This is a genomic window from Amycolatopsis sp. VC5-11, from assembly GCF_037034185.1.
Lineage (GTDB): Bacteria > Actinomycetota > Actinomycetes > Mycobacteriales > Pseudonocardiaceae > Amycolatopsis > Amycolatopsis nivea.
Window position 1 is genome coordinate 14,191 of the sequence record NZ_JBAGKF010000022.1, and the last position, 22,904, is coordinate 37,094.

21 protein-coding genes are annotated in these 22,904 nt (G+C 69.8%); 13 read left to right on the forward strand and 8 right to left on the reverse strand.

What is annotated here, in order from left to right; genetic code table 11:
* Nucleotides 1–8: 8 nt before the first annotated feature.
* Nucleotides 9–449: a hypothetical protein gene (locus WA670_RS39195; RefSeq protein WP_037816085.1), complete on the reverse strand. Its 441-nt coding sequence runs from the start codon at nt 447–449 to the stop codon at nt 9–11.
* Nucleotides 450–595: 146 nt separating this feature from the next.
* On the opposite strand from WA670_RS39195, the gene WA670_RS39200 reads away from it, so the two are divergent.
* Nucleotides 596–979, forward strand: a complete 384-nt coding sequence (locus tag WA670_RS39200; protein WP_037816084.1) for a hypothetical protein — start codon at nt 596–598, stop codon at nt 977–979.
* Between the two features lie 36 nt (nt 980–1,015).
* Nucleotides 1,016–2,311 (forward strand): histidine--tRNA ligase, encoded by a 1,296-nt coding sequence (hisS, locus tag WA670_RS39205; protein ID WP_037816082.1) that lies wholly within the window; start codon nt 1,016–1,018, stop codon nt 2,309–2,311.
* A gap of 459 nt (nt 2,312–2,770) precedes the next feature.
* Here the strand turns inward: hisS and WA670_RS39210 are convergent, their stop codons facing one another.
* On the reverse strand, nt 2,771–3,220 hold the full coding sequence (locus WA670_RS39210) for a flavodoxin family protein (protein ID WP_009072659.1): 450 nt from the start codon (nt 3,218–3,220) through the stop codon (nt 2,771–2,773).
* Nucleotides 3,221–3,230: 10 nt separating this feature from the next.
* Nucleotides 3,231–4,859 carry a phospho-sugar mutase gene (locus WA670_RS39215; RefSeq protein WP_336161137.1) on the reverse strand — a complete coding sequence of 543 codons (1,629 nt, stop codon included), beginning with the start codon at nt 4,857–4,859 and terminating at the stop codon, nt 3,231–3,233.
* A 57-nt stretch (nt 4,860–4,916) separates the two neighbouring features.
* Between WA670_RS39215 and WA670_RS39220 the strand changes: the two genes are divergently transcribed.
* Nucleotides 4,917–6,068, forward strand: coding sequence for a glycosyltransferase (locus tag WA670_RS39220; protein ID WP_037816080.1), 1,152 nt, complete (start codon nt 4,917–4,919; stop codon nt 6,066–6,068).
* Between the two features lie 102 nt (nt 6,069–6,170).
* On the opposite strand, the gene WA670_RS39225 is transcribed toward WA670_RS39220, so the two are convergent.
* The 3 genes from WA670_RS39225 to WA670_RS39235 are packed head-to-tail and all read right to left on the reverse strand — an operon-like array spanning nt 6,171 to nt 8,358.
* Complete coding sequence (locus WA670_RS39225) at nt 6,171–6,956, reverse strand: purine-nucleoside phosphorylase (RefSeq protein ID WP_043831834.1); 786 nt, start codon at nt 6,954–6,956, stop codon at nt 6,171–6,173.
* Nucleotides 6,953–7,381, reverse strand: a complete 429-nt coding sequence (locus WA670_RS39230; RefSeq protein ID WP_134669304.1) for an ABA4-like family protein — start codon at nt 7,379–7,381, stop codon at nt 6,953–6,955. Before WA670_RS39230 ends, WA670_RS39225 begins: the two co-directional genes overlap by 4 nt.
* A complete protein-coding gene (locus WA670_RS39235) occupies nt 7,378–8,358 on the reverse strand; it encodes a hypothetical protein (RefSeq protein ID WP_336161138.1) in 981 nt (326 codons plus the stop codon). The genes WA670_RS39230 and WA670_RS39235 overlap by 4 nt, the downstream gene beginning before the upstream one ends.
* 108 nt (nt 8,359–8,466) lie before the next feature.
* Between WA670_RS39235 and WA670_RS39240 the strand changes: the two genes are divergently transcribed.
* Nucleotides 8,467–9,087: a MerR family transcriptional regulator gene (locus tag WA670_RS39240; RefSeq protein ID WP_336161234.1), complete on the forward strand. Its 621-nt coding sequence runs from the start codon at nt 8,467–8,469 to the stop codon at nt 9,085–9,087.
* A gap of 211 nt (nt 9,088–9,298) precedes the next feature.
* On the opposite strand, the gene WA670_RS39245 is transcribed toward WA670_RS39240, so the two are convergent.
* Nucleotides 9,299–11,005 carry a serine/threonine-protein kinase gene (locus WA670_RS39245; protein WP_051729197.1) on the reverse strand — a complete coding sequence of 569 codons (1,707 nt, stop codon included), beginning with the start codon at nt 11,003–11,005 and terminating at the stop codon, nt 9,299–9,301.
* Nucleotides 11,006–11,273: 268 nt separating this feature from the next.
* On the opposite strand from WA670_RS39245, the gene WA670_RS39250 reads away from it, so the two are divergent.
* From WA670_RS39250 to WA670_RS39270, 5 genes are all read left to right on the forward strand, one after another.
* Nucleotides 11,274–13,139 (forward strand): methylmalonyl-CoA mutase subunit beta, encoded by a 1,866-nt coding sequence (locus WA670_RS39250; protein WP_336161139.1) that lies wholly within the window; start codon nt 11,274–11,276, stop codon nt 13,137–13,139.
* Entirely contained in the window at nt 13,136–15,304 is a 2,169-nt protein-coding gene (gene scpA / locus WA670_RS39255; protein ID WP_037816078.1) for a methylmalonyl-CoA mutase, read from the forward strand. Before WA670_RS39250 ends, scpA begins: the two co-directional genes overlap by 4 nt.
* A gap of 3 nt (nt 15,305–15,307) precedes the next feature.
* Entirely contained in the window at nt 15,308–16,300 is a 993-nt protein-coding gene (gene meaB, locus WA670_RS39260; protein ID WP_037816077.1) for a methylmalonyl Co-A mutase-associated GTPase MeaB, read from the forward strand.
* Nucleotides 16,301–16,475: 175 nt separating this feature from the next.
* The gene (locus tag WA670_RS39265; protein ID WP_037816076.1) at nt 16,476–16,790 is read left to right on the forward strand and encodes a hypothetical protein; all 315 of its coding nucleotides are present in this window, start codon (nt 16,476–16,478) and stop codon (nt 16,788–16,790) included.
* A gap of 190 nt (nt 16,791–16,980) precedes the next feature.
* On the forward strand, nt 16,981–18,267 hold the full coding sequence (locus WA670_RS39270; RefSeq protein ID WP_037816075.1) for an amidohydrolase: 1,287 nt from the start codon (nt 16,981–16,983) through the stop codon (nt 18,265–18,267).
* 608 nt (nt 18,268–18,875) lie between these two features.
* Here the strand turns inward: WA670_RS39270 and WA670_RS39275 are convergent.
* Nucleotides 18,876–19,328, reverse strand: coding sequence for a gamma-glutamylcyclotransferase (locus tag WA670_RS39275; RefSeq protein WP_199817833.1), 453 nt, complete (start codon nt 19,326–19,328; stop codon nt 18,876–18,878).
* Nucleotides 19,329–19,459: 131 nt separating this feature from the next.
* Here WA670_RS39275 and WA670_RS39280 point away from each other — a divergent pair, with 131 nt between their 5' ends.
* The 4 genes from WA670_RS39280 to WA670_RS39295 all read left to right on the forward strand — a co-directional run bounded on the left by WA670_RS39280 (nt 19,460) and on the right by WA670_RS39295 (nt 22,879).
* Nucleotides 19,460–20,863 (forward strand): NAD(P)H-quinone dehydrogenase, encoded by a 1,404-nt coding sequence (locus WA670_RS39280; RefSeq protein WP_037816072.1) that lies wholly within the window; start codon nt 19,460–19,462, stop codon nt 20,861–20,863.
* 78 nt (nt 20,864–20,941) lie between these two features.
* Nucleotides 20,942–21,394 (forward strand): hypothetical protein, encoded by a 453-nt coding sequence (locus tag WA670_RS39285; RefSeq protein WP_043831840.1) that lies wholly within the window; start codon nt 20,942–20,944, stop codon nt 21,392–21,394.
* 197 nt (nt 21,395–21,591) lie between these two features.
* The gene (locus WA670_RS39290) at nt 21,592–22,227 is read left to right on the forward strand and encodes a hypothetical protein (RefSeq protein ID WP_336161140.1); all 636 of its coding nucleotides are present in this window, start codon (nt 21,592–21,594) and stop codon (nt 22,225–22,227) included.
* A gap of 58 nt (nt 22,228–22,285) precedes the next feature.
* A complete protein-coding gene (locus tag WA670_RS39295) occupies nt 22,286–22,879 on the forward strand; it encodes a class F sortase (protein WP_336161141.1) in 594 nt (197 codons plus the stop codon).
* Nucleotides 22,880–22,904: the final 25 nt, after the last annotated feature.

Sequence of the window (22,904 nt, forward strand, 5' to 3'; positions counted from 1 at the left end):
ATCGGTTCCTAGAGCACGACGACCGTGAACACCGCCGACACCGCAGCGGTGAACAGCGTGGATTCGGGATGGAAGACCCGCAGCGTCAAGCTCCCGGAGACGTTCAGCCGGATCCCGAGGTCGAAGTCGTGGTCCGGCGAGCACGAGGCGGCGGCGAGGTTCACCCACGCTCCGGCCTGGGTTTGCTGCTGGAGGTACAAGATCCCGTCGTCGTCGGCGCGGCCAGCCGGGCCGGTCGCGAAGTGTCCGTGGATCCGGATCTGCTCTCCTTTGTGCACCTTGGCCTTGACCGGTGCGGCCTTGATGTGCACCGGCTTCTTCTTCGCCAACTGGTGCGCGGCGGGCACTGCGGCCTGCGCGGGCAGGGCGGTCGAGCACAGACCGGCGAGGGCGAGGGACAAGGCGAGACCGGCCCATCGGGCGCGGCGCCGCATCGAGGTCGTAGTCATGTCCTTCAGCGCAGTCCACCGTCGTCCGCTCCGCCGCTCGATTCCCTCGACCGTCGGGTGACAGCCACCGGCAAGGGGGACCCACAAGTTTCGTGACAGTGTTTTAAAACAGTGTTATGGTCGCTCCGCACCCCAAGGAGGCGAACATGCACGGCCCAGTCCAGTTGTTCACCGTCATCGCGCTCGTATCGCTGCCCACCGTCATGTACGGCGGCTACGCGCTGAGCGGCGTCCTGCGCCGCGGTGACCTCACCGAGAAGCAACGCGGGTTCTTCCGCGCCGGACACGCGCACGCCGGTGTGCTGCTCGTCCTCACGCTCGCCGCGTTGCAGCTGGTCGAGCACGGCGGGCTCGGCGACACCGCGCGCTGGATCGTCTGCTTCCTGCTGCTGTTCGGCGTGCTCGCGCAGTCCGGCGGGTTCTTCCTCGCGATGCTGCGCACCCGCGTCGGCATGAGCGTCACGACCGGCGGCGCGGTGCTGCTCGGCGCGGCCATGCTGCTCACCGCGTACGGCGTCGCGTTCCCCTGACGAAATCGCTGGCGCCGGGTCGTTAAGCTTGATGACGTGCCTGAATACCTGTCAACTGCGCCTGTCAAGGGGACCCGAGACTTCCTCCCCGCCGAAATGTCCGTCCGCACGCAGGTGTTCGGCCATCTCTACGACGTGCTGGAGCGCTACGGCTACCTCCGCTACGACGGCCCGATCCTGGAGCAGGCGGAGGTCTACGAGCGGAAGTCCGGCCAGGAGATCGCCGACCAGCAGCTGTACACGCTCACCACGCGCGGCGGCGAGCGGCTCGCGCTGCGCCCGGAGATGACGCCTTCGGTGGCCCGGATGATCGCCGGCCACGCGAAATCGCTGTCGTTCCCGGTGCGCTGGTACAGCCACCCGAACTGCCACCGCTACGAGCGCCCGCAGCGCGGCCGCGTCCGCGAGCACTGGCAGATCAACGCCGACATCTTCGGTTCGGAAAGCGCGAACTGCGAGATCGAGATGTTCGAGCTGATCCACGACCTGATGGGCGCGGTCGGCGCGACGCCGGACATGTTCGCGGTGCGGGTCAACGACCGGAACCTGCTGTCCTCGGCGCTCACCGACGTCGTCGGGATCTCGCCGGACCACCTGGCGCAGGTGTTCGCGCTCGTCGACCGGTGGGAGAAGACCTCGGCCGAGGAGCACGCGGCGAGCGCCGCCGAGATCGGGTTGTCGGACAAGCAGTACGAGAAGCTCGCCGAGACCCTCGGTGCGGGCCCGGCGCTGCTCGACGAGCTGCCCGCGGAGGTCAAGGCCGAGTCGAACCTGGTCAAGGTGCTGTCCAGCAGCGCGGCGAGCCTGGTCCGGTACGAGCCGCTGATCGTGCGCGGGCTGGCGTACTACACGTCGACCGTGTTCGAGGTCTTCGACACCTCGCCGCAGAACCGCCGGGCGCTGTTCGGCGGCGGCCGGTACAGCAACCTCGCCTCGATGTTCACCAAGGAGCAGATCTCCGGCATCGGGTTCGGCATGGGCGACGTGACGTTGATGGACTTCCTCGACACGCACGGCCTCACGCCGCAGCCGCGCAGCGAGGTCGACGTCGCGGTCATCCCGGTCACCGAGGATCTGGCGGACCCGGCTCGCGACGTCGCGACGGTGCTGCGCAAGGCGGGCCTGCGCACGTCGACCCCGCTGGAGCTGCGCAAGCTGGGCAAGGAGCTCACTCGCGCGGACAAGGCGGGCGCGGTGGCGGTCGTCATCGTGGGCGAGGAGGACTGGGCGGCCGGCCGGGTGACGGTCCGGAGCCTGGCCACGCGTGAGCAGGAGCAGGTCGCGGTGGCCGATGTCCCGGCCGCGGTGCGGGCGATGGTTTCGCCGGCCTGATTTTTCTCAAGTCGGGTGCCGGTCTCCGGACCGGTGCCCGCCTTCTTTATCCGCCGAGTGGCGGATCCGGTGCGATTTCGTCACTCACCGCAGTCGGCTGCCGGTGAACCAGCCGCCGTTTCCGGCTGTCCACAATGGACAGTCCCGGGCGGGTCCGTTGGGCCGGTCGGGGTGCCGGTGGTCCGCTGACCGGGACACGAACCGCTGCCGGATCCATGTTTCCCGGGCTTCGCGGTCCTGGTCGGCGCCCTCGGAGTTGAATCGAGCACGCTTGGTTGCCATTGCAGGGTCGTCATGATCGGTTCTTTGTAGTACCCTTGCGTAGTCGAGGTTGATCGCCTTCGTTGCGAACCCTTGACCTGGCCTGTTGCCGGAGGTCGACCCCCAGGGCTTCCGGTGACAGGCCTCTTTACTTTCCCCTGGAAGGCTTTTGGCCCCGCTCAGCGGAGCAGCCGCTGCTCACATGAGCGTCGCGGCAAGGGTTCCGCCGAGTTCGGTCACCGCTTCCAGCGCGGCTTTGTCCGGTTCGCCCGTCACGAGCACGGGCTCGGCCACGCGGGTCCAGCCGAGCCCGGTCGTGATCGCGTCGAGTTGCCGCACGGTCCCGGACGTGTCGTTGTTGCCGTGCACGTACGCCCCGAACGGACGGCCCTTCGTCGCGTCCAGGCACGGGTAGTACACGGTGTCGAAGAAATGCTTCAACGCTCCGCTCATGCTGCCGAGGTTCGCCGGCGTGCCCAGCAGGTAGCCGTCCGCGGCGAGCACGTCGGCCACCGTCGCGCCGAGCGCGGGGCGGCGGACGACGTCGACGCCCTCGATGTCCGGATGCTTCGCGCCGGCGAGCGCGGCCTCGAACATCGCCTGCATCGACGGCGACGGCGTGTGGTGCACGATCAGCAACGTTGGCATGGTTCTCCCGTCAGCGCAGCAGCGCGGTGATCTCCTCGCGGACCGCGTCGAGCACTTCCGTCGCGCTGCGCCGCGCGTCGGCGAGCTCCCCGGTCACCGGAGCCACCACTTGCAGGTACGCCTTCAGTTTCGGTTCCGTGCCGGACGGCCGCACTACGACCCGCACGCCGTCGCCGCTCAGCCGGAGCACGTCGGCGTCCGGCAGGAGGTCTTCGAGCGTCACCGGCGCCCCGCCGAGCGTGGCGGGCGGGTCTGAGCGCAAGGCGGTCATGAGGCGGCCGCGCACGGAAAGATCGGTGACCCGCAACGACACCTGATCGGTGAGATGCACGCCGTGCCGGGTCGCGATGTCGTCGAGAACGTGCAGCAGCGTGCGGCCCTCGGCCTTGAGCGTCGCGGCCAGGTCCGCGCCCGCGACCGCGGCGGCGATGCCGTCCTTGTCGCGAACAAAGCTCGGGTTCACGCACAGGCCGAGCGCTTCCTCATACGCGAACACCAAGCCCTCGCCCGCGCGGACCAGCCACTTGAACCCGGTGAGCGTTTCCGCGTAGCGCGCGCCCTTTTCCTTGGCCACCTCGCCGAGCAGCGACGAGGACACGATCGTGGTGGCCACCAACGGATCCGGGTTGTCCGTTGTGGACAGAAGGTGCGCCCCGAGCAGGACGCCGGTCTCGTCGCCGCGCAGCATCCGCCAGCCGTCGGGGCCGCGGACGCCGAGCGCGCACCGGTCGGCGTCCGGGTCGAGCGCCACCGCGAGGTCAGCGTCCACTTCGGACGCCAGCGCCAGCAGGAGGTCGGTCGCGCCGGGTTCCTCGGGGTTCGGGAACGAGACGGTGGGGAAGTCCGCGTCCGGTTCGGACTGTTCGGAAACCAGGTGCACGTCAGTGAATCCGGCCCGGGACAGCGCGGCCTGGAGAGTTTCCGCGCCGACGCCGTGCAGCGCCGTCGCGGCGATCCGCAGTTCGCGTGTCGTGCCCCGCGGCAGCGCGCCGACCGCGGCGAGGTACGCCTCGCGCGGGTCGACGACCTCGGCGCCGGGCGTGCGCGGGATGCTCCGGGTGGCCGGGGCGGACTGGATCGCGCGCTCGATCTCGCCGTCGGACGGCGGCACGATCTGCCCGCCGGTGGCGTCGTAAAGCTTGTACCCGTTGTCCGCGGGCGGGTTGTGCGACGCGGTGATCTGGATCCCGGCGACCGCTCCGTAATGCAGCACGGAGAACGCCAGCAACGGCGTCGGCAACGGCTGCGGCAGCACCTTCACCGCGAACCCGGCGGCGGTCAGCACTTCGGCGGCGGCGGTGGCGAACGCCTCCGACCCGTGCCGCGCGTCGCGGCCGATCACGACGACGCCGCCCGCGTGCCCCTGTGCGGCGAGCCAGGCCGCGACGCCCGCGGTGGTCCGCGTGACGACCGCGACGTTCATCCCGTTCGGTCCCGCGCGCACCGGCCCGCGCAGGCCCGCGGTCCCGAACTCCAGCGGTCCGGCCATCCGGTCGGCGATCTCCTCGATCGCGCCGGGCTCCTTGCCCATCGCGCGGGCGAGGGCGGCGGTCAGTTCCTCGCGCGAGGCCGGATCCGGGTCGTCGGTGATCCAGTGGTAGACGGAATCGCGGAGGCGGGAATCGAGGCTGTCGGACACCCGGGCCAGCTTACGCGGATCCGGATATTGGGTGGTGGCTGACGATACGCTCGGGGAGTGCGCATTCTTTTCACGTCCCTCGCGTCTTACGGGCACCTTTATCCGTTGCTGCCGCTAGCCTCCGCCGCGCGCGACGCCGGCCACGAGGTGCTTTACGCGACCGCATCCGACTTCCATCCCACGCTGGAGAAGGCCGGGCTCGAAGCCGTCGCCGCCGGGTTGACGCTGCAGGAGGCGTTCAACCTCCTCTTCGCAGGTGACACCCGCAGCCGCTACGAGGTCCCGGAAGCCGAGCTGAACGAGGCGATCGGCAAGGCGTTCGGCAGGCTGCTGCCCACCCGGTTCATGACCGACCTCGCCGCGGTGCTCGCCGAGCGGAAACCGGACCTGGTCGTGTACGAAATGGGCAATCCGGGCGGCGCGTTCGCCGCGCATCAGGCGGGGATCCCGGCGATCGGGCACGGTTTCGGCCGGGTGTCCGGCGGCGGCCCGATGGAGCACATCACCGAGCAGATCGACGCGTTCGCCGCCGAGCTCGGCCTCACCGGAAGCAGCAAGCTTTTCTGGGGCCAGCCGTTCGTGGACATCTGCCCGCCGTCGGTGCAGGCGCCTGCGTTCCTCGCCGGAGCCCAGCGGGTGCCGCTGCGCCCGGTCGGCTGGAGCGAACCGGGCGATCTGCCGTCCGGCGTCGAAGGCCGGGACCGCGGCCGCCCGCTGCTGTACCTGACGCTCGGCACCACCGGAGCCAGCCAGGCGCACCTGCTGACCTCGGCCTTGCACGGACTGGCCGCGCTCGACGCGGACGTGCTGGTGGCCACCGGCCCGGCGGTCGACGTCGAGGCGCTCGGCGAGGTGCCGTCGAACGTGCGACTGGAGGCATGGGTGCCGCAGTCGCAACTGCTGCCGCACGTCGATCTGGTGGTCCACCACGGCGGCAGCGGAACCACGCTGGGCGGGTTCGCCGCGGGGGTGCCGCAGTTGCTGCTGCCGCAGGGCGCGGACCAGTTCACCAACGCGGACGCCGTGGTCGCCGCGGGCGTGGGCGCGAAGCTGGTCGGCGACGAACTGACGACAGACGCGGTCCGCGAGACGGCCGGTCGGTTGCTGGCCGACAGCGCAGTGGCGGACGCCGTGCGCGGGCTGGCGGAGGAGGTCGCGGGGATGCCTTCGCCGGAGGAAGTGGCGGCGCAGTTGCCGCGGTACGCCTGAGTTGCTTGCGCCCCAATGTGGCATTGGGTGCATGTGACGCACCCAATGCCACATTGGGTGCATGTGACGCACCCAATGTGGCATTGGGGCGCTAGCCGGAGCTCACGCGCGGGTGACGAGCTCCTTCAGCAGCGAACCCATCCGCGTCGCCGACTGCCGTCCGGCCTCGAGGACTTCCTCGTGGTTGAGCGGTTCGCCGGTCATGCCCGCGGCCAGGTTCGTGACCAGCGACAGCCCGAACACCTCGAGCCCGGCCGCGCGGGCGGCGATCGCCTCCAGCACGGTCGACATGCCGACCAGGTCCGCGCCCATGGTGCGCAGCATCCGGATCTCGGCGGGCGTCTCGAAGTGCGGCCCCGGCAGGCCCGCGTACACGCCCTCCTCGAGCGAATCGTCGATCTCCCGCGCCAGGTCGCGCAGGCGCTTGGCGTAGAGGTCGGTCAGGTCGACGAAGTTCGCGCCGACGATCGGCGAGCGCGCGGTCAGGTTGAGGTGGTCGGCGATCAGCACCGGCTGCCCGACGTTCATGCCCGCGCGCAGCCCGCCCGCCGCGTTGGTGAGCAGCACCGTCCGTGCGCCCGCCGCCGCGGCCGTGCGCACGTTCTGCACGACCGGGTCGATGCCCTTGCCCTCGTAGAAATGCGTACGGCCGAGCAGGACCAGCGCGCGCTTGTCGCCGATCCGCAGTGACCGCACCGTGCCGCCGTGGCCGACCGCGCCGGGCGGGGTGAAGCCCGGCAGCTCGCCGAACGGGATCTCCGCGTCGGCGGTTCCGATCACGTCCGCGGCCGGACGCCAGCCCGAACCCAGCACCACGGCGATGTCGTGTTTCTCGACGCCGGTGCGCTCGGCGATGACGGCCGCGGCCGCCTCCTCCAGGTTGCTCATGCCGCCGAGCGTATCCGGGCGCTGCGCACAGCGAGGAACGCGACCAGGCCGAACGGTGACAGGAAGATCGTCAGCAGGAGCAGCGGGCTGACGATCCACCACGGGATCCGGTGCGTGCGCGCCTCGAAGAACATCCAGCGCGCGATGAACAGGTCGAACGCGATCAGGTGCGCCCAGACCAGCGCGGCCCCGTACGGTGTGCTCAGGAATCCTTGCAGGACACCGAGATCCGGCCGTTGCATCGCGTGCCACAGTTCGCCGAAGTGCGGGATCGCCAGCACGAAGTACCAGACCAGCGGCAGCAGCGGCACCCACGGCGACGCCAGGATCCGGCGAGTGCCGCGCCAGCCGGGCAGGAAGATCATCAGCGCCCAGAACGGAACCGCGACCGGGAACGTCCAGGCGAAGACGGTCAGGTCGCTCACCGGACCGCCTTCCTGGCCGGCACCAGCACCGACGCCGCGGCAGCCACCGCGATCACGCCGACGAGCAGCCCGGCGGCGGCCAGCGTCGTGCCGCTCGGGTGGATGAGCGGCTCGCCGCGTTCGGCCTGCCACAGGATCAAGCCGACGAGCCCCGCGTAGCCGACCGAACCCGTCCACACCAGCCGCACGCGCACCGCGCTTTCGCGCAGCCGGGGCAGTCGCGTCGCGAGCACCGCGAGCCCGAACGCCAAGAGCGGCAACGCTTGCAGCGCGTGCAGGCCGATGAAGTGCGCGATGCGCAGGTCACCGCCGGTGGTGCTCCAGCCGAGCAGCGGAAGACCGGGGCCGCCGTCCGCGACGCCGACGCTGTGCGCGCCGATGAGGTCGGAATGCCCGGTGGCTTTGATCTCGGCGCGTTCGATCGGGGTCGGCCGGGTCATGGTCGCGCCGAGGCCCGCGCCGATCAGCGCGAGGACCGCGCTGGTGCGCACCGCCCAGTACACCGCGCGGTCTTCGATCCGGGTGAACATGAGCAGCACGGTGACGACGAGCGTGGCGAGCCAGAGCCCCGCGACCATGACCCCCATGGCCTGGAACAGCGCGGCGTCGAACGGGGACGTGTTCGCGAAGTGGCTCGGCCGGGCGCGGGCCGCTTGGAAGGCCATCGCCACGTACTCGGCGGCGAATAGCACGACGGAGACGGTCGTGGCGACGTTCGCGACCTTGCGCAACCGGCCGTTCAGCAGCGAGACGAGCCAGCTCCAGGTGAAGTAGTAGAGCCCGCCGGACACGGCGAACTTGAACGGCTTCGCCCACACCGGCGCGCCGAGCAGGGTCCGGTGGTCGATCAGCATCGCCGCGACGGTCAGCACCGTCGCGACGCCCATCGCCGCGGCGAACCACAGCGAAGGCCGGTGCCACGTGCGCATCCGGGCAGTGGGCAACGTCGCCGCGGGCGGGTCGACGGTGGTGGTCATAAGGTCCTCCCAGTATGGATAGTGATGCTCTCCACTATGGGAAGTTAAGCTATCCATGCTGAGAAGTCCTCAGGGTTTTTCCCGGAAGTTAGGGTCGTGCGGGTGCGGATGGCAGAGCTGAGCGCCGAGTCCGGGATTCCGGTGGCGACGATCAAGTACTACCTGCGGGAGGGGCTGCTCCCGGCCGGGGAGCGGACCAGTCCGAACCAGGCTCGCTACGGCGAGGAGCACGTGCGGCGGCTGAAGCTGATCCGGGCGCTGGTCGAGGTCGGCGGGTTGTCCGTGGCGACCGTGCGGGAGGTCGTGGCGGCGGTCGATTCGGACCGGGCCGCGTACAGCGTGCTCGGGGTGATGCAGCGGGCGTTGACCGGGTCCGCGGTGGAGGTTTCGGACGAGGATCGCGAGTGGGCGATGGAGTTGTTGTCTTCGCTCGCTCGGAAGCACGGGTGGAAGTTCGGGCCGGATAATCCGGTGGCGGATTTGCTGGTGGGGACCGTGTGCACGATTCGTGCGCTGGGGCATCAGCCGTTGCTGGATCAGATCGGGCGTTATGCGGAAATTGCCGATCGGATCGCGGAGGCTGATTTGGACACTCTTGAGGCGGGGGTGTCCATGGATCGGATGGTTGAGGCGGCGGTGGTGGGGACTGTTTTGGGGGATCGGTTGTTCGAGGGGTTTCGGAGGTTGGCTCAGGCTGCGGAGACTGGGCGGAGGTATTCGGAGGGGTGAAATTCTTCTGGGGGCCGGACGCCTCGTCGCCTGGCGGCGACATTGCGCTCGGAGTGGGGCCCGCCACCCCGAAGTTTTATTGTGCTGACGGTTCGGGGGTGCTTGTCAAGGCGGGAAAGATGCCTTGACAAGCACCCCCGAACCGCAGATGAGCTTCGTATCGGGGTTGGGGGCGGTGTGGGTGCCTCGATTGTTTGTGCAGGGCTGCGGTTTACGAGGCCGCGGGGAAAGACAGGGTCGGGGCTATTTGGTCAAAAGTGGCGGAGCCGGTGTCTTCTTGTTCTGCTGGCACTGTCAGGGAAAGCAGCCACAGGGTGTTTTCTGATTGTTTGATCAGGGCGTAGGTGGCTCGGGTGATGACCGCGTCTGGGTTGGCGGAGCGGGTTTGTGCTCGTTCTACTGCGCGGAACATGACCTCAGTGCCGTTGGGCGTTTGCACTGGCTCGCGGGTGAAGTTGAAGGAATCCGGCGAACCCGAGGAGCGCAGTGCGGTCATTGCGTCGCCGATGGAATACTTCTCGTAGAAGTTCGGGATTCGTTCCAGGCGCAGGGATTGGCGGCCGTCCGGGGAAACGTACTGGACTACCGTTGAGGTGCCGAAAGTGGATTTCCGGGACGCGATGAAGCGTTTCCATCCTTCGGGCACGGAAAGGGTGTATTCGCTGTCGCGCGTGACGTTTGCCGTCGAGCTTGCGTTGGCGTGCTGGGGGATCAGCTTCAGCGGCTCCGACGAACCGCCGACTGTGCCCGCGGTCGCCAGTGTTCCGGTTTCCACGCCTTGTGGCGGCAGCAGGTTCTGGCCGCTCACCACCCGGGCCAATGCGAAACCGCCGCCGCAGGCCAGGGCGAACAGGACCATGGAGGCGACTGCCAGCATCGCAGTCGCCTTGCCGCTGCGGCGTGGGGGTGGCGGCGGCAGCGGGGCGGGCAGCGGCGGCGGTGGAGGCAGCGGGGGAGCGGGAGTGAAGGCCGGGGCGGAGCCAGTGTTTCCCGAGCGCATGAACGGCAGGGGGCCGGGGTCCGCGGCGAGTGCGGCGGGCTGCTCCGGCGAGTCCGGTTTCGGGGCGACCGTCTTGATGACCTGGGTGTCGGTGGCGTCCAGGTGTGCGGCGGTTTTCTTGCCGTCCGGCGTGCGGAACAGTTCGGGGCCGAACAGGTCCACCGTGGCCTTGGTCTGCTTCGGGTACAGCCGGTGGCGCACCTCGCGCAGGGAGATCCGCTTTTCCGGCTCCTTCTTCATCAACGCGGCGATGACGTCGGCCAGCGGGCCCGGCTTCGGGCGCGGGACCTTGCCGTTCACGACCTTGCCGACGGTTTCCAGCGGGTCGCCGTCCGCGTCGTACGGGGGTGCGCCTTCGACGGCGGCGAACAGCGTCGCGCCGAGGCCCCACAGGTCCGCGTTGGGGGTGACCGCGCCGCCGGACGCGACCTCCGGCGAGATGTAGGCGGGCGAACCGAGCATGATGCCGGTCCTGGTCATGGTGGCTTCGGAGACGTTGCGGGCGATGCCGAAGTCGGTGAGCTTGATCCGGCCGTCGCTGGCCACCAGGACGTTGCCCGGCTTCACGTCGCGGTGCGTGATGCCTGCTTCGTGAGCCGCTTCGAGGGCGGCGGCTACCGCGATGCCCACCGCGGCGGCCTGTTCGACCGTCAGGGGGCCGTGGTCGCGCAGCAGGTGCGCGAGGCTGCGCGACGGCAGCAGCTCCATCACGACGAACGGGGCGTCGTTCTCGCGCGCGACGTCGTGCAGCGTGATGACGTTCGGATGCGACAGCACCGCGATCGCCCGGGCTTCGCGGAGCGTGCGCTCGCGCAGTTCGTCCGCCTGTTCGGCCGGGATGCCCGGCGGCACCTTCATCTCCTTGACCGCGACCGGGCGGTGCAGGAACTCGTCGTAAGCCGACCAGACCGTGCCCATCGACCCCGACCCCAGAACCGACCGCAGCCGGTAGCGCCCGGCGACTACCCGCGGCTGGTCGCCGCCGGTCGACGGCTCGGCGTTCGCGGAGCCGGTGCTGTCGGTGTTGCCGGGCTGGTCCTGGTCGCTGTTCTCCGAGGGCACCCCATGATTGTGGCCCACCCCGCCGACACTCTTCGACCCAGCACCGCTACCCCTGAGTTCACCCGTACGGGGGGCGAGCAGAGTCACAGGTGCGGGTGGTGGCCTGCCTCTACCATCACTGGGTATGACGAACGTGGCTGGTCCGGAGTCGGCGCCGACTTCCGAGCCCGGGCTCGCGCTCGCGGCGGAGTTCCCGACCGCGGACCGCGCCCAGTGGCAGGAGCTGGTGGCGGGAGTGCTGCGCAAGAGCGGCAGGCTCCCGGAGGATTTCGCGGGTGCGCCGGAGAGCAAGCTCGTCTCCCGCACCTACGACGGCATCGAAATCCAGCCGCTATACACGGCCGAAGACGCGGGCGGCGACCTCGGCTTCCCGGGGCTGCCGCCGTTCGTGCGCGGGGCCCGGCCGGAGGGCGTCGTCGACACCGGGTGGGACATCCGGGTCCGTCACCAGCGCGAAGACGCCCGGGCGGCGAACGCGGCGATCCTCGCCGACCTCGAAGGCGGCGCGTCCTCGGTGTGGCTGCGGCTCGGCGAGGGTTCGCTCCCGATTTCCGCGCTCGCGGACGCGCTGAACGAGGTCTACGTCGGTCTCGCGCCGGTCCTCCTCGACGCCGGTGCGGAGTACGAAACCGCTGCTCAGGCGCTGCTCGACCTCTTCGCCGAGCGCGAGGTCCCGGCCAGCGAAGCCGTCGGCACGCTGGGTGCGGACCCGCTCGGTACCTCGGCGCGCACCGGGCACTCTCTCCCGCTCGGCCCGGCCGCCGAATTGGCCGCGAAGGTTGCCCCTAAGTACCCCAAGGTCCGCACGATCGTCGCCGACGGGCTGCCGTTTCACGAGGCAGGCGGCTCGGACGCGCAGGAACTCGGCGCGACGATCGCGGCCGGCGTCGCTTATCTGCGCGCGCTCACCGAGGCGGGTCTGGACGTCGCCGCGGCGGCCGCGCAGATCGAGTTCCGGCTCGCCGCGACCGCGGACCAGTTCCTCACCATCGCCAAGTTCCGCGCCGCGCGCCGGCTGTGGGACCGGGTCCTCGAAGTCTCCGGTGCGGCCGCGGAAGCGCGCGGGATGCACCAGCACGCGGTCACGTCGCCGTCGATGTTCACCCAGCGCGACCCGTGGGTGAACATGCTGCGCACGACCGTCGCCTGTTTCGCGGCCGGGGTCGGCGGCGCGGACGCGGTCACCGTGCTGCCGTTCGACGCGGCGATCGGCCTGCCGGACGCGTTTTCCTCACGGATCGCCCGCAACACCAACGCGATCCTCATCGAAGAGTCGAAGCTGGGCAGCGTGATCGACCCGGCGGGCGGCTCCTGGTACGTCGAGAAGCTCACCGACGAACTCGCCGAAGCCGCGTGGCGCGAGTTCACCGCGATCGAGGCGGCGGGCGGCATCGAGGCCGAGCTGGCTTCCGGTGCGCTGGCCGGACGGCTCGCCGAGACCTGGGCGAAGCGCGCGAGCCGCCTCGCCACCCGGCGCGATCCGCTCACCGGTGTCAGCGAGTTCCCGAACCTGGACGAAAAGCCGGTCTCCCGCGAACCGCTCCCGTCCACTGTGGACGGCGGACTCCCGCGACACCGGTACGCCGAGGAGTACGAGAAACTGCGCGACGCGTCCGACGCGTACCTCGCCAAGCACGGCGAACGGCCGAAGGTTTTCCTGGCCACGCTGGGTCCGGTCGCCGCGCACACCGCCCGCGCGTCCTTCGCGACGAACCTGCTCCAGGCGGGTGGCGTCGAAGCGGTGAACCCCGGCGCGACCGACGATCTGCCCGGTGCGTTCCGCGAGAGCGGCGCGAAGGTCGCCTGCGTGTGCGGCACGGACGCGGCGTACGAGGAACAGGCCGCCTCCGTCGCGGCGTCGCTCGGCGCGAACAGTGTTCTGTTGGCGGGCAAGGGAACCTACGAAGGAATCAACGGCAACCTGTACGCCGGGTGCGACGCGCTCGAAATCCTGACCAGCCTCCACGCACAGCTGGGAGTCTCCGCATGAGCATCCCGAATTTCGCCGACATTCCCCTCGGCACTCCCGAGCCCGGTGACCGCGCCGCGTGGGCGCAGGCCGTCCAGGACGCCACCGGCAAGGGCCCGGACGCGCTGGCCTGGGAAACCCCCGAGGGCATCGGCGTGAAGCCGGTCTACACCGCCGCCGATCTGTCCGATGTGGACTTCCTCGGCACCTACCCGGGCATCGCCCCGTACCTGCGCGGGCCGTACCCGACGATGTACGTCAACCAGCCCTGGACGATCCGCCAGTACGCCGGGTTCTCCACCGCGCAGGAGTCGAACGCCTTCTACCGCCGCAACCTCGCAGCCGGGCAGAAGGGCCTGTCGGTCGCGTTCGACCTCGCCACCCACCGCGGCTACGACTCCGACCACCCGCGCGTGTCCGGCGACGTCGGCATGGCGGGCGTGGCGATCGACTCGATCTACGACATGCGCCAGCTGTTCGACGGCATCCCGCTGGACAAGATGTCCGTCTCGATGACGATGAACGGCGCGGTGCTGCCGGTGCTCGCGCTCTACGTGGTCGCGGCCGAGGAGCAGGGGGTGAAGCCGGAGCAGCTCGCGGGGACCATCCAGAACGACATCCTCAAGGAGTTCATGGTCCGCAACACCTACATCTACCCGCCGCAGCCCTCGATGCGGATCATCTCCGACATCTTCGGCTACACCTCGCAGCACATGCCGAAGTACAACTCGATCTCCATCTCCGGCTACCACATGCAGGAAGCCGGAGCGACCGCCGACCTGGAGCTGGCGTACACCCTCGCGGACGGCGTCGAGTACATCCGCGCGGGCGTCGAAGCCGGGCTGGACGTCGACAAGTTCGCGCCGCGGCTGTCGTTCTTCTGGGCCATCGGCATGAACTTCTTCATGGAGGTCGCGAAGCTGCGTGCCGCGCGCCTGCTGTGGGCGAAGCTGGTGAAGCAGTTCGATCCGAAGTCACAGAAGTCGCTGTCGCTGCGTACGCACTCCCAGACGTCAGGCTGGTCTCTCACCGCGCAGGACGTCTTCAACAACGTCACGCGTACGTGCGTCGAGGCGATGGCTGCCACCCAGGGGCACACGCAGTCGTTGCACACCAACGCTCTCGACGAAGCGCTCGCGCTGCCCACCGACTTCTCCGCGCGGATCGCGCGCAACACTCAGCTGTTGCTGCAGCAGGAATCCGGCACTACGCGCGTCATCGACCCGTGGGGCGGCAGCGCGTTCGTCGAGAAGCTCACCTACGACCTCGCGCGCAAGGCGTGGGGCCACATCACCGAAGTCGAGGGCGCGGGCGGCATGGCGCGCGCGATTGACGAAGGCATCCCGAAGCTGCGTATCGAAGAGGCGGCTGCGCGTACGCAGGCGCGCATCGACTCGGGACGACAGCCGGTCATCGGCGTGAACAAGTACCAGGTCACCGACGACGAGCAGATCGACGTGCTGAAGGTCGACAACGCGGGCGTACGCGCGCAGCAGCTCGAGAAGCTGCGTCGGCTGCGCGAAGAGCGCGACCCGCAGGCCACCGAGGACGCGCTGCGCCGCCTCACCGAAGGCGCGCAGAACAACGGCAACCTGCTCGAGCTGGCCATCAACGCCGCGCGCGCGAAGGCCACTGTCGGCGAGATCTCCGACGCCCTGGAGAAGAACTGGGGCCGCCACTCCGGCCAGATCCGCACGATCTCCGGCGTGTACCGGGAAGAGGTGGGGAAGTCGGACAACGTCGAGAAGGCCCGCGAGCTCGTCGACAAATTCGCTGAAGAGGAAGGCCGCCGTCCGCGGATCCTCGTCGCGAAAATGGGCCAGGACGGCCACGACCGCGGCCAGAAGGTCATCGCCACCGGCTTCGCCGACCTCGGCTTCGACGTCGACGTCGGCCCGCTGTTCTCCACCCCGGCCGAGGTCGCCCGCCAGGCGTCGGAAGCGGACGTGCACGTGATCGGCGTGTCCTCGCTGGCCGCCGGGCACCTGTCGCTGGTGCCCGCGCTGCGCCACGAGCTGGCCGAGTTGGGCCGCGAGGACATCATGGTCGTGGTCGGCGGCGTGATCCCGCCGCAGGACTACCCCGAGCTGCGCGAAGCAGGAGCGGCGGCGATCTTCGGCCCGGGCACGGTGCTCGCGGACGCCGCGATCGACCTGCTCCAGCAGCTGGCCGCGCAGGAGTCCTGAACCTTGCCGCGGCGGATCGACGTCGGCGAATACGCGAAGGGCGTGCTCGCGGGCGACCGGGGGACCCTGTCCAAAGCCATCACGCTGGTCGAATCGCATCGTGAGGACCACCGGCGGCAAGCGCAGGAACTGCTCGTCGAGCTCCTCCCGCACGCCGGCGGCGCGAAACGCGTCGGCATCACCGGCGTGCCCGGAGTCGGCAAGTCGACATTTATCGACCAGCTCGGCACCGACCTCACGACGGCCGGGCACCGGGTCGCGGTGCTCGCCGTCGACCCGTCCTCGACCCGCACCGGCGGGTCGATCCTCGGCGACAAGACCCGGATGGCGCGCCTCGCGGTAGACCCGAAGGCGTTCATCCGGCCGTCGCCGACGTCCGGCACGCTCGGCGGCGTCGCCCGCGCCACCCGCGAGACGATCGTGCTGATGGAGGCGGCCGGCTTCGACGTCGTGCTGGTGGAGACGGTCGGGGTCGGGCAGTCCGAGGTGACCGTGGCGAACATGGTCGACTGCTTCCTCTTCCTGACCCTCGCGCGCACCGGCGACCAGTTGCAGGGCATCAAAAAGGGCGTGCTGGAACTCGCCGACGTGATCGCCGTGAACAAGGCCGACGGCCCGCACGAACGCGATGCCAAGCGCGCCGCCCGCGAACTGCAGGGCGCGCTGCGGATGATCTACGGCAAGGACGCGCTCTGGACGCCGCCGGTGCTCACGTGCAGCGGGCTCGAGGGCAGCGGCCTCGACGAGGTGTGGGCGGCGATCGGGAAGCACCGCGAGGTGCTCACCGAATCGGGTGATCTTGGCGAGCGGCGCAAACGCCAGCAGGTCGACTGGACGTGGTCGATGGTCCGCGAGCAGCTGCTCGACCGGCTCACCGCGCATCCGGCGGTCCGCGCGCAGGTAGCCGACGTGGAACGGGCGGTGCGCGACGGAGAACTCACCGCCACGCTGGCCGCGCAGCGGATCTTGGCCGCGTTCGCCGAGCCCTCTTCTTGAACGTCGTCCAAGAAGGGAAAACGCTGTCCGCGCAAGTGTCTTTTGCCCGTCTTCGGGGCTTGTTGCGCTCGACGGTCGTCAGCACGAGGCGAGCGGACGCGCCTCCACCGCGTGGCGGCTGACGCGCCCGCTCCTCGACAGGCACAATGCACGGTGACGGCGTAGAAGGGAAGTCATGGCGAAGGTGCGGGGACTGCTGCTGGCCGGTCTGCTCGGCGTGCTGCTCACCGGAGTGCTGCCCGCGGCGGCGTCCGCGGCGACCCCGGCTCCGGCGTCGGTCACCGTGGCGGCTGAGACGGCGATCACGCAGGTGAACGGGTTCCGCCAGGCCCCGCCGGGACCGGTGCTGGACCCCTCCCAGACCGACAAGGCCAACGCCGACAAGACGAAGAAGAACCTCATCGCGGGCGGGGCCGCGGTGGTGCTGCTCGCCATCGTGTTCTTCGGCCGCCGCCACCGCATCAAGCGCCGCAAGGCCCAAGGCGGCTGAGCTTTCCGGCGTTCACCCACGCCGAACTTCGTCAGCCGTTCGCCGCAGATCCGCTACCGGCCGTCTTGGTCGAACGGCAGCGCACCGCCGCTTGCCACCTGCATGGTGCACGATCGACTCCAATGCGTAAGACAGATCGATCGGCACGTTGCGTGTTCCCCTGCGCTCGTGTTGCGGGAGGAGGTGCGGCGTGACGGTGCTGGATTCACGGCCGGACGTTCCAGGTGACCACAACCCGATCGCGGCGCCCGGCGCGCTGCTGACCGAAGCCGGCGTCAGCATGGCTCCGGTGGAAGACCTTGGCGCGGGCCGCGGCCCGTTCTGGCTGGACGACTGGCTGCGCGCGAACGCGACGGACGTGCTCGCGTGGCGGCGGCACATCCATGCCCACCCCGAGCTGTCGCGCAACGAGTTCGCGACGACCGAGCTGATCGTCTCGCTGCTGCGGCGCGTCGGCCTCAAGCCGTGGGTGCTGCCCGGCGGCACCGGCGTGGTGTGCGACATCGGCAAGGGCGAGCGCTGCGTGGCGCTGCGCGCGGACATCGACGCGCTGCCGCTGACCGAGGACACCGGCCTGCCGTACTCCTCCACCACCGACGGCGCGGCGCACATGTGCGGCCACGACGCGCACACCGCGATCCTGCTCGGCGCCGGTCGCGCCCTCGCCGGCGCGCCCGAGTTGCCCGGCCGCGTGCGGCTGATCTTCCAGCCCGCCGAGGAGGTCATGCCCGGCGGCGCGCTGGACATGATCGCCGCGGGTGCGCTGGAGGGCGTCGAGCGGATCTACGGCCTGCACTGCGACCCGCGGCTCGAAGCGGGCAAGGTCGGCACCCGGGTCGGCGCGCTGACGTCCGCCGCCGACCTGATCGAACTGCGCCTCACCTCGCCCGGCGGGCACACGTCGCGGCCGCATCTCACCGCTGACCTGGTGTACGCGCTGGGCACGGTTATCACGTCGCTGCCGTCGGTGCTGTCCCGGCGCGTCGACCCCCGGTCCGGCACGGTGCTGGTGTGGGGCGCGGTGCACGCCGGACAGGCCGCGAACGCGGTCCCGCAGGACGGCGTCCTGCGCGGCACGCTGCGGACCGCCGACCACGAGGTGTGGAAGGCGCTGGAGCCGCTCGTCGCGTCCTCGGTGGAATCGCTGCTGGCCCCGACCGGCGTGGGCTTCTCGCTCGACTACCGGCGCGGCGTGCCGCCCGTGGTCTCTGACGCCGAGTCGACCGCGCTGATGCGCGCCGGCGTCGAGGCGGCGGTCGGCGAAACGGGGCTGGCCGGGACGGAACAGTCGTCCGGCGGCGAGGACTTCGGCTGGTACCTGGAGCACGTCGGCGGGGCCTTCGCCCGGCTCGGCGTGTGGTCCGGTCCGCCCGCTCCGCAGGCCGACATCCATCGCCCGACGTTCGTCCTCGACGAGCGCGCGCTGCTCGTCGGAGTCCGCACTTTGGTGCACACCGCACTGGCCTCGCTGGCCTGAGTTATCCACAGGCGGCGCGCCGATGTGGATAACTCAGGCGGGTGAGAGGTACCCCTCGTGCGGGGGTGTCAGCGGGGGATTACGCGGCGTGGTCTAGACCGCGGACGCCTCTGCTGCGACCCGTTTACCGAGAGTCATTTCGGACTTTTGTGCTGCCCAAGTGTGGTGGTGGGCCGATGGCGGCCGGTGGTGGATTTCGTGTTGTGTCGCAACGGCTTTGGTGGAATCCGGGGCCGCTCGCGGTGCTTCGCTGACCTGATTTCTGCCGTCATTTTTGGTGACGCGCTGCTATTTTTCCTGCGCTCTGCGGTGCTGGATGCCCGTGTGGGTGAGCCTCTGCCGTGTGGTATTGGGCGGCTGTCCAGCGAGGCCGCGGACCGCCCGGTCGCACGGAGTTATCCACAGGGCGACACCGTTGGGGACAACTTTCGGCCCTCTGCTACCGCGGGTGTGGATGACTCCGGAAACGAGCGTTTCGGGCAGCCCGCGACGAGGTCGAAGCGGCCGCGGTGGTTCGTCCATCGAACGGCTGAAGGTCCGTGAAGGGCTCCTTGCGGGAATCAGATTCCCGCAAGGAGCCCTTCACGGACAGTAAGTCGGAGCGAACGTCAGCCGCTGATCCCGGTGCACGGCCGGGTGCGCAGATCGTCCACGTAATCCGCCGGGGCCCCGGCCGCCTCCGCGGCGTCCGCCAGCACCCCGAGATAGCGCGCCGAGGGCAGCCCGCCCTCGTAGGCGTCCAGGACGTACAGCCAGGCCAGCACCGAGCCGTCCATCGTCTGGACCCGCAGCCGGATCTTCGTGTGCATCCCCAGCTCGCCGCCTTCCCAGCGGTCGAGCCGTTCCTCGTCGAGCGCGGTCACGTCGTAGATCACCACGAACACCCGCGACGACGGGTCCTCGACGATGGTGGCCAGCGCGCCTTCCCACCCGATGTCCTCGCCGCCGAAGGTCAGCCGCCAGCCTTCCAGCCAGCCGGTGCCCGCCATGGGCGAGTGCGGGGCGCGCTCCAGCATCTGGGCGGGCTCCATGTTGGATCCGTAAGCGGCATACAACGGCACGCGGCACAGCCTAGCGACCCATCCGTCGCACGATCGGATGCACATGCCGTGTCCGGGCACTTCGCTTGCCGGTCAGGTTCGCCGCGTAGGGTCAGGACCACCGCCAAGCACGCGTACATAGGAGGACCCCGGTGACCAGGATCGTGATCATGGGTGGCGGCCCGGCGGGCTACGAAGCCGCCTTGGTCGCGGCGCAGCACGGCGCCGACGTGACGATCGTCGAGCGGGACGGCCTGGGCGGCGCCTGTGTCCTTTACGACTGCGTGCCCTCGAAGACGTTCATCGCCTCGTCCGGTGCGCTCGCGAAGATGCACGACCTCGGCGAACTCGGCATCAACACCGACATGGCGGACACCACCGTCGACCTGCCGACTGTCCACGGGCGAGTGAAAGGCCTGGCGCTCGCGCAGTCGGCCGACATCCGTGCCCGCGTGCAGCGCGAGGGCGTCCGCGTGATCACCGCGGAAGCCCGGTTCGCCGACGACGAGCCGGGTCTGGCCACCCACACGGTGGAAGTCACGCACTCCGACGGCACGGTCGAATCGCTGTCCGCCGACGTCGTGCTGATCGCCACCGGCGCGACCCCGCGCGTGCTGCCCGGCGCGGTGCCGGACGGCGAGCGGATCCTGGACTGGCGTCAGCTGTACGACCTCACTGAGCTGCCCGAACACCTCGCGGTGATCGGTTCCGGCGTCACCGGCGCCGAGTTCGCGTCCGCGTACACCGAGATGGGCGTGAAGGTCACCGTCGTGTCCAGCCGCGACCGCGTGCTGCCGCACGAGGACGCCGACGCCGCCGCGGTGCTCGAAGAGGTCTTCACACAGCGCGGCACCACGGTGGCCAAGCAGGCCCGTGCGGAACGCGTCGAGCGCACCGAGAAGGGCGTCGAAGTTCACCTGGCCGACGGTCGCGTGATCGAGGCGAGCCACGCGCTGATGACCGTCGGGTCCATCCCGAACACCGCCGACATCGGTCTCGACCGCGTCGGCATCGAGCCCGGCCCCGGCGGCTTCATCGCGGTGGACCGGGTGTCGCGCACGAGCGTCCCCGGTGTGTACGCGGCGGGTGACTGCACCGGTGTGCTGATGCTCGCGTCCGTGGCGAGCATGCAGGGCCGCATCGCGATGTGGCACGCGCTGGGCGAGGGCGTCGCGCCGATCAAGCTCAAGACGGTCGCGGCGAACGTGTTCACCCACCCGGAAATCGCGACCGTCGGCATCAGCCAGCAGGCGATCGACTCCGGCGAGGTGCCCGCGCGCACGATCATGCTGCCGCTGGCGACCAACGCGCGCGCGAAGATGGAAGGCCTGCGCCGCGGTTTCGTGAAGCTGTTCTGCCGCCCGGCTACCGGTGTGGTGGTCGGCGGTGTCGTGGTCGCGCCGTCGGCGAGCGAGCTGATCCTGCCGATCGCGCTGGCCGTGCAGAACCAGCTGACGGTGGACCACCTGGCGCTCACGTTCTCGGTGTACCCGTCGCTGTCCGGATCGATCACCGAAGCGGGCCGTCAGCTCATGCGGCACGACGATCTGGACTGATTTTTCCCGGCCGGGCAACCCCGTGCCGCACACCGCGTCTAGCGGGTTGAGGACGTGTGGCACGGGGAAGGAACAAGGGTGCGCAAGAGCGCGATTTTCGCGGTGGCGGCGGCGATCGGTTTGGCCGGGACAGCGGTCCCGGCGGTGGCGGCGGACGGTCCGGCCCCCGATCCGGTGACGGTGCAGCTGAACCAGGACACCGCGGTGCTGCACGGCCAGGTGAACGCCTACCAGCGCGGCTCGGACCCGAACGTGGCGTTCGCCTACTGCCCGGGGGCCAAGGCGGGCACGGCGGCGTTCAGCTCGCCCGCGCTGCAGTTCTCTCAGTACTTCTACGGCGAGATGGTCGGCGTGAAGGCCACGATGAGCGCGCACGCGAACCTGGTGCCTGGCACCAAACCCGGCAGTTATCCGCTCACCGTCACGTGCGCCGGGAAGCAGTACAACGCGACGTTCACCGTGCCCGCCGCGCAGGTGTCGCGGGTGCCCCAGGGCGCGGCGAAAGCGGGCGACGGGAGCCTCGCCGGCTAATCATCCATGCTTCGAAAAACCGCCGGGAAATTGTTTCCGGCGGTTTTTTCGTGTCCGGGGCAACCCCGCGCCCGGCGAAGGCGTCTTGGTGGTTGTCGGAACGAAAACGCCCGGGCCGCAGGGGGAACTGCCGGCCGGACGCGGATTCGCCGCTGCCCGTGCGCGGCGGGAATCGTATTTTCATCAAGGGGAGTGTCATGAAGCGTACCGTTGTTTTCTCCGCTCTGGTCGCCGCCGGAATGCTTTCGGCAGCACCGGCTTTCGCCGCTGAAACGTCCACCACGCCGCCTCCGTCGAGCACCACCACCGCTCCGCCTTCCTCGACGCCGGAGGAACCGCCTGGCGACAGCGGCGGCGTGCCGAAGGCCTTCATCCGGGTGCTGCCGTCGTCCGGCCACGCCGGGGACCGCGTCACGGTGCGCGTCGGCTGCGAGGCCTCGCAAATCAAGAACCTGAGCTCGGCCGCGTTGCAGTTCGGCAAGCTGCACCCGGTCGGTCCGCAGGGCGACCCGTCGAAGGCTCCGGTCTCGCAGGGCACCGCGACCGTCCGCAACGGTGTGAAGCCCGGTACGTACAAGGTTTCGTTCTCCTGCGGCAGCGGCGACATCGCCACGAAGTTCACCGTGCTGGGCGCGAAGCCCGTCCCGAAGCCGACGCCCACGCCTAAGCAGGTCAGCCAGGTCCCGTCCGGCGCGCCGCAGACCGGCGGCACGGACGGTCCGGTCGCGGACAACCAGTCGGACCTCGGCCTCCCGCTCGCGGCGGGCGCGATGGGCGTGCTGGCCCTCGGCGGCACCGGGTTCGTGGTGGCGCGTCGTCGCCAGCGTGGCTGACTAGTCTCCTGGGCCTGGCTGCTTTTCCCGCGGCCAGGCCCGGGCGGATCGGGGGAAAATGATGAGGAAGACACTCGCCGCGGCGTCCGTCGCGCTCGCCGCGCTGCTGGCCGGCTGCTCGGTCGGTGCGACGACCGCCGCACCCGCTTCCAGCGCTCCGCCGGTTGCCTCGGTTGCGTCGGCGGCGATGCCGAAATCGGAGCCGGTCTCGCTGGACATCCCGAGCATCGACGCGCATTCCAGTCTCGTGCCGCTCGGCCTCAATCCCGACAATTCGGTACAGGTTCCGCCGGTCAGCAAACCCTTGCAGGCAGGCTGGTACGAAAACGGCCCGACGCCCGGCGAGGTCGGCCCCGCGGTCGTGCTCGGACACGTCGACGGGAACAAGCAAAAGGGGATCTTCTACCGGCTCAAGGAAATGAAGCCGGGAGACGACGTCGATATCGCCCGCCGCGACGGCACCACCGCGCACTTCGAGGTGACCAAAGTGGACCAGGTGCCGAAGGACGTCTTCCCGACCGACGCGGTGTACGGGGACACTTCGGACCCGGAACTGCGTTTGATCACCTGCGGCGGCGCGTTCGACCGGGCCGAGCACAGCTATGTGGACAACATCATCGTGTACGCCCATCTGGTGAACGGCGGGCAGTGACCCCGCGCATTGAACAAGACGCCCC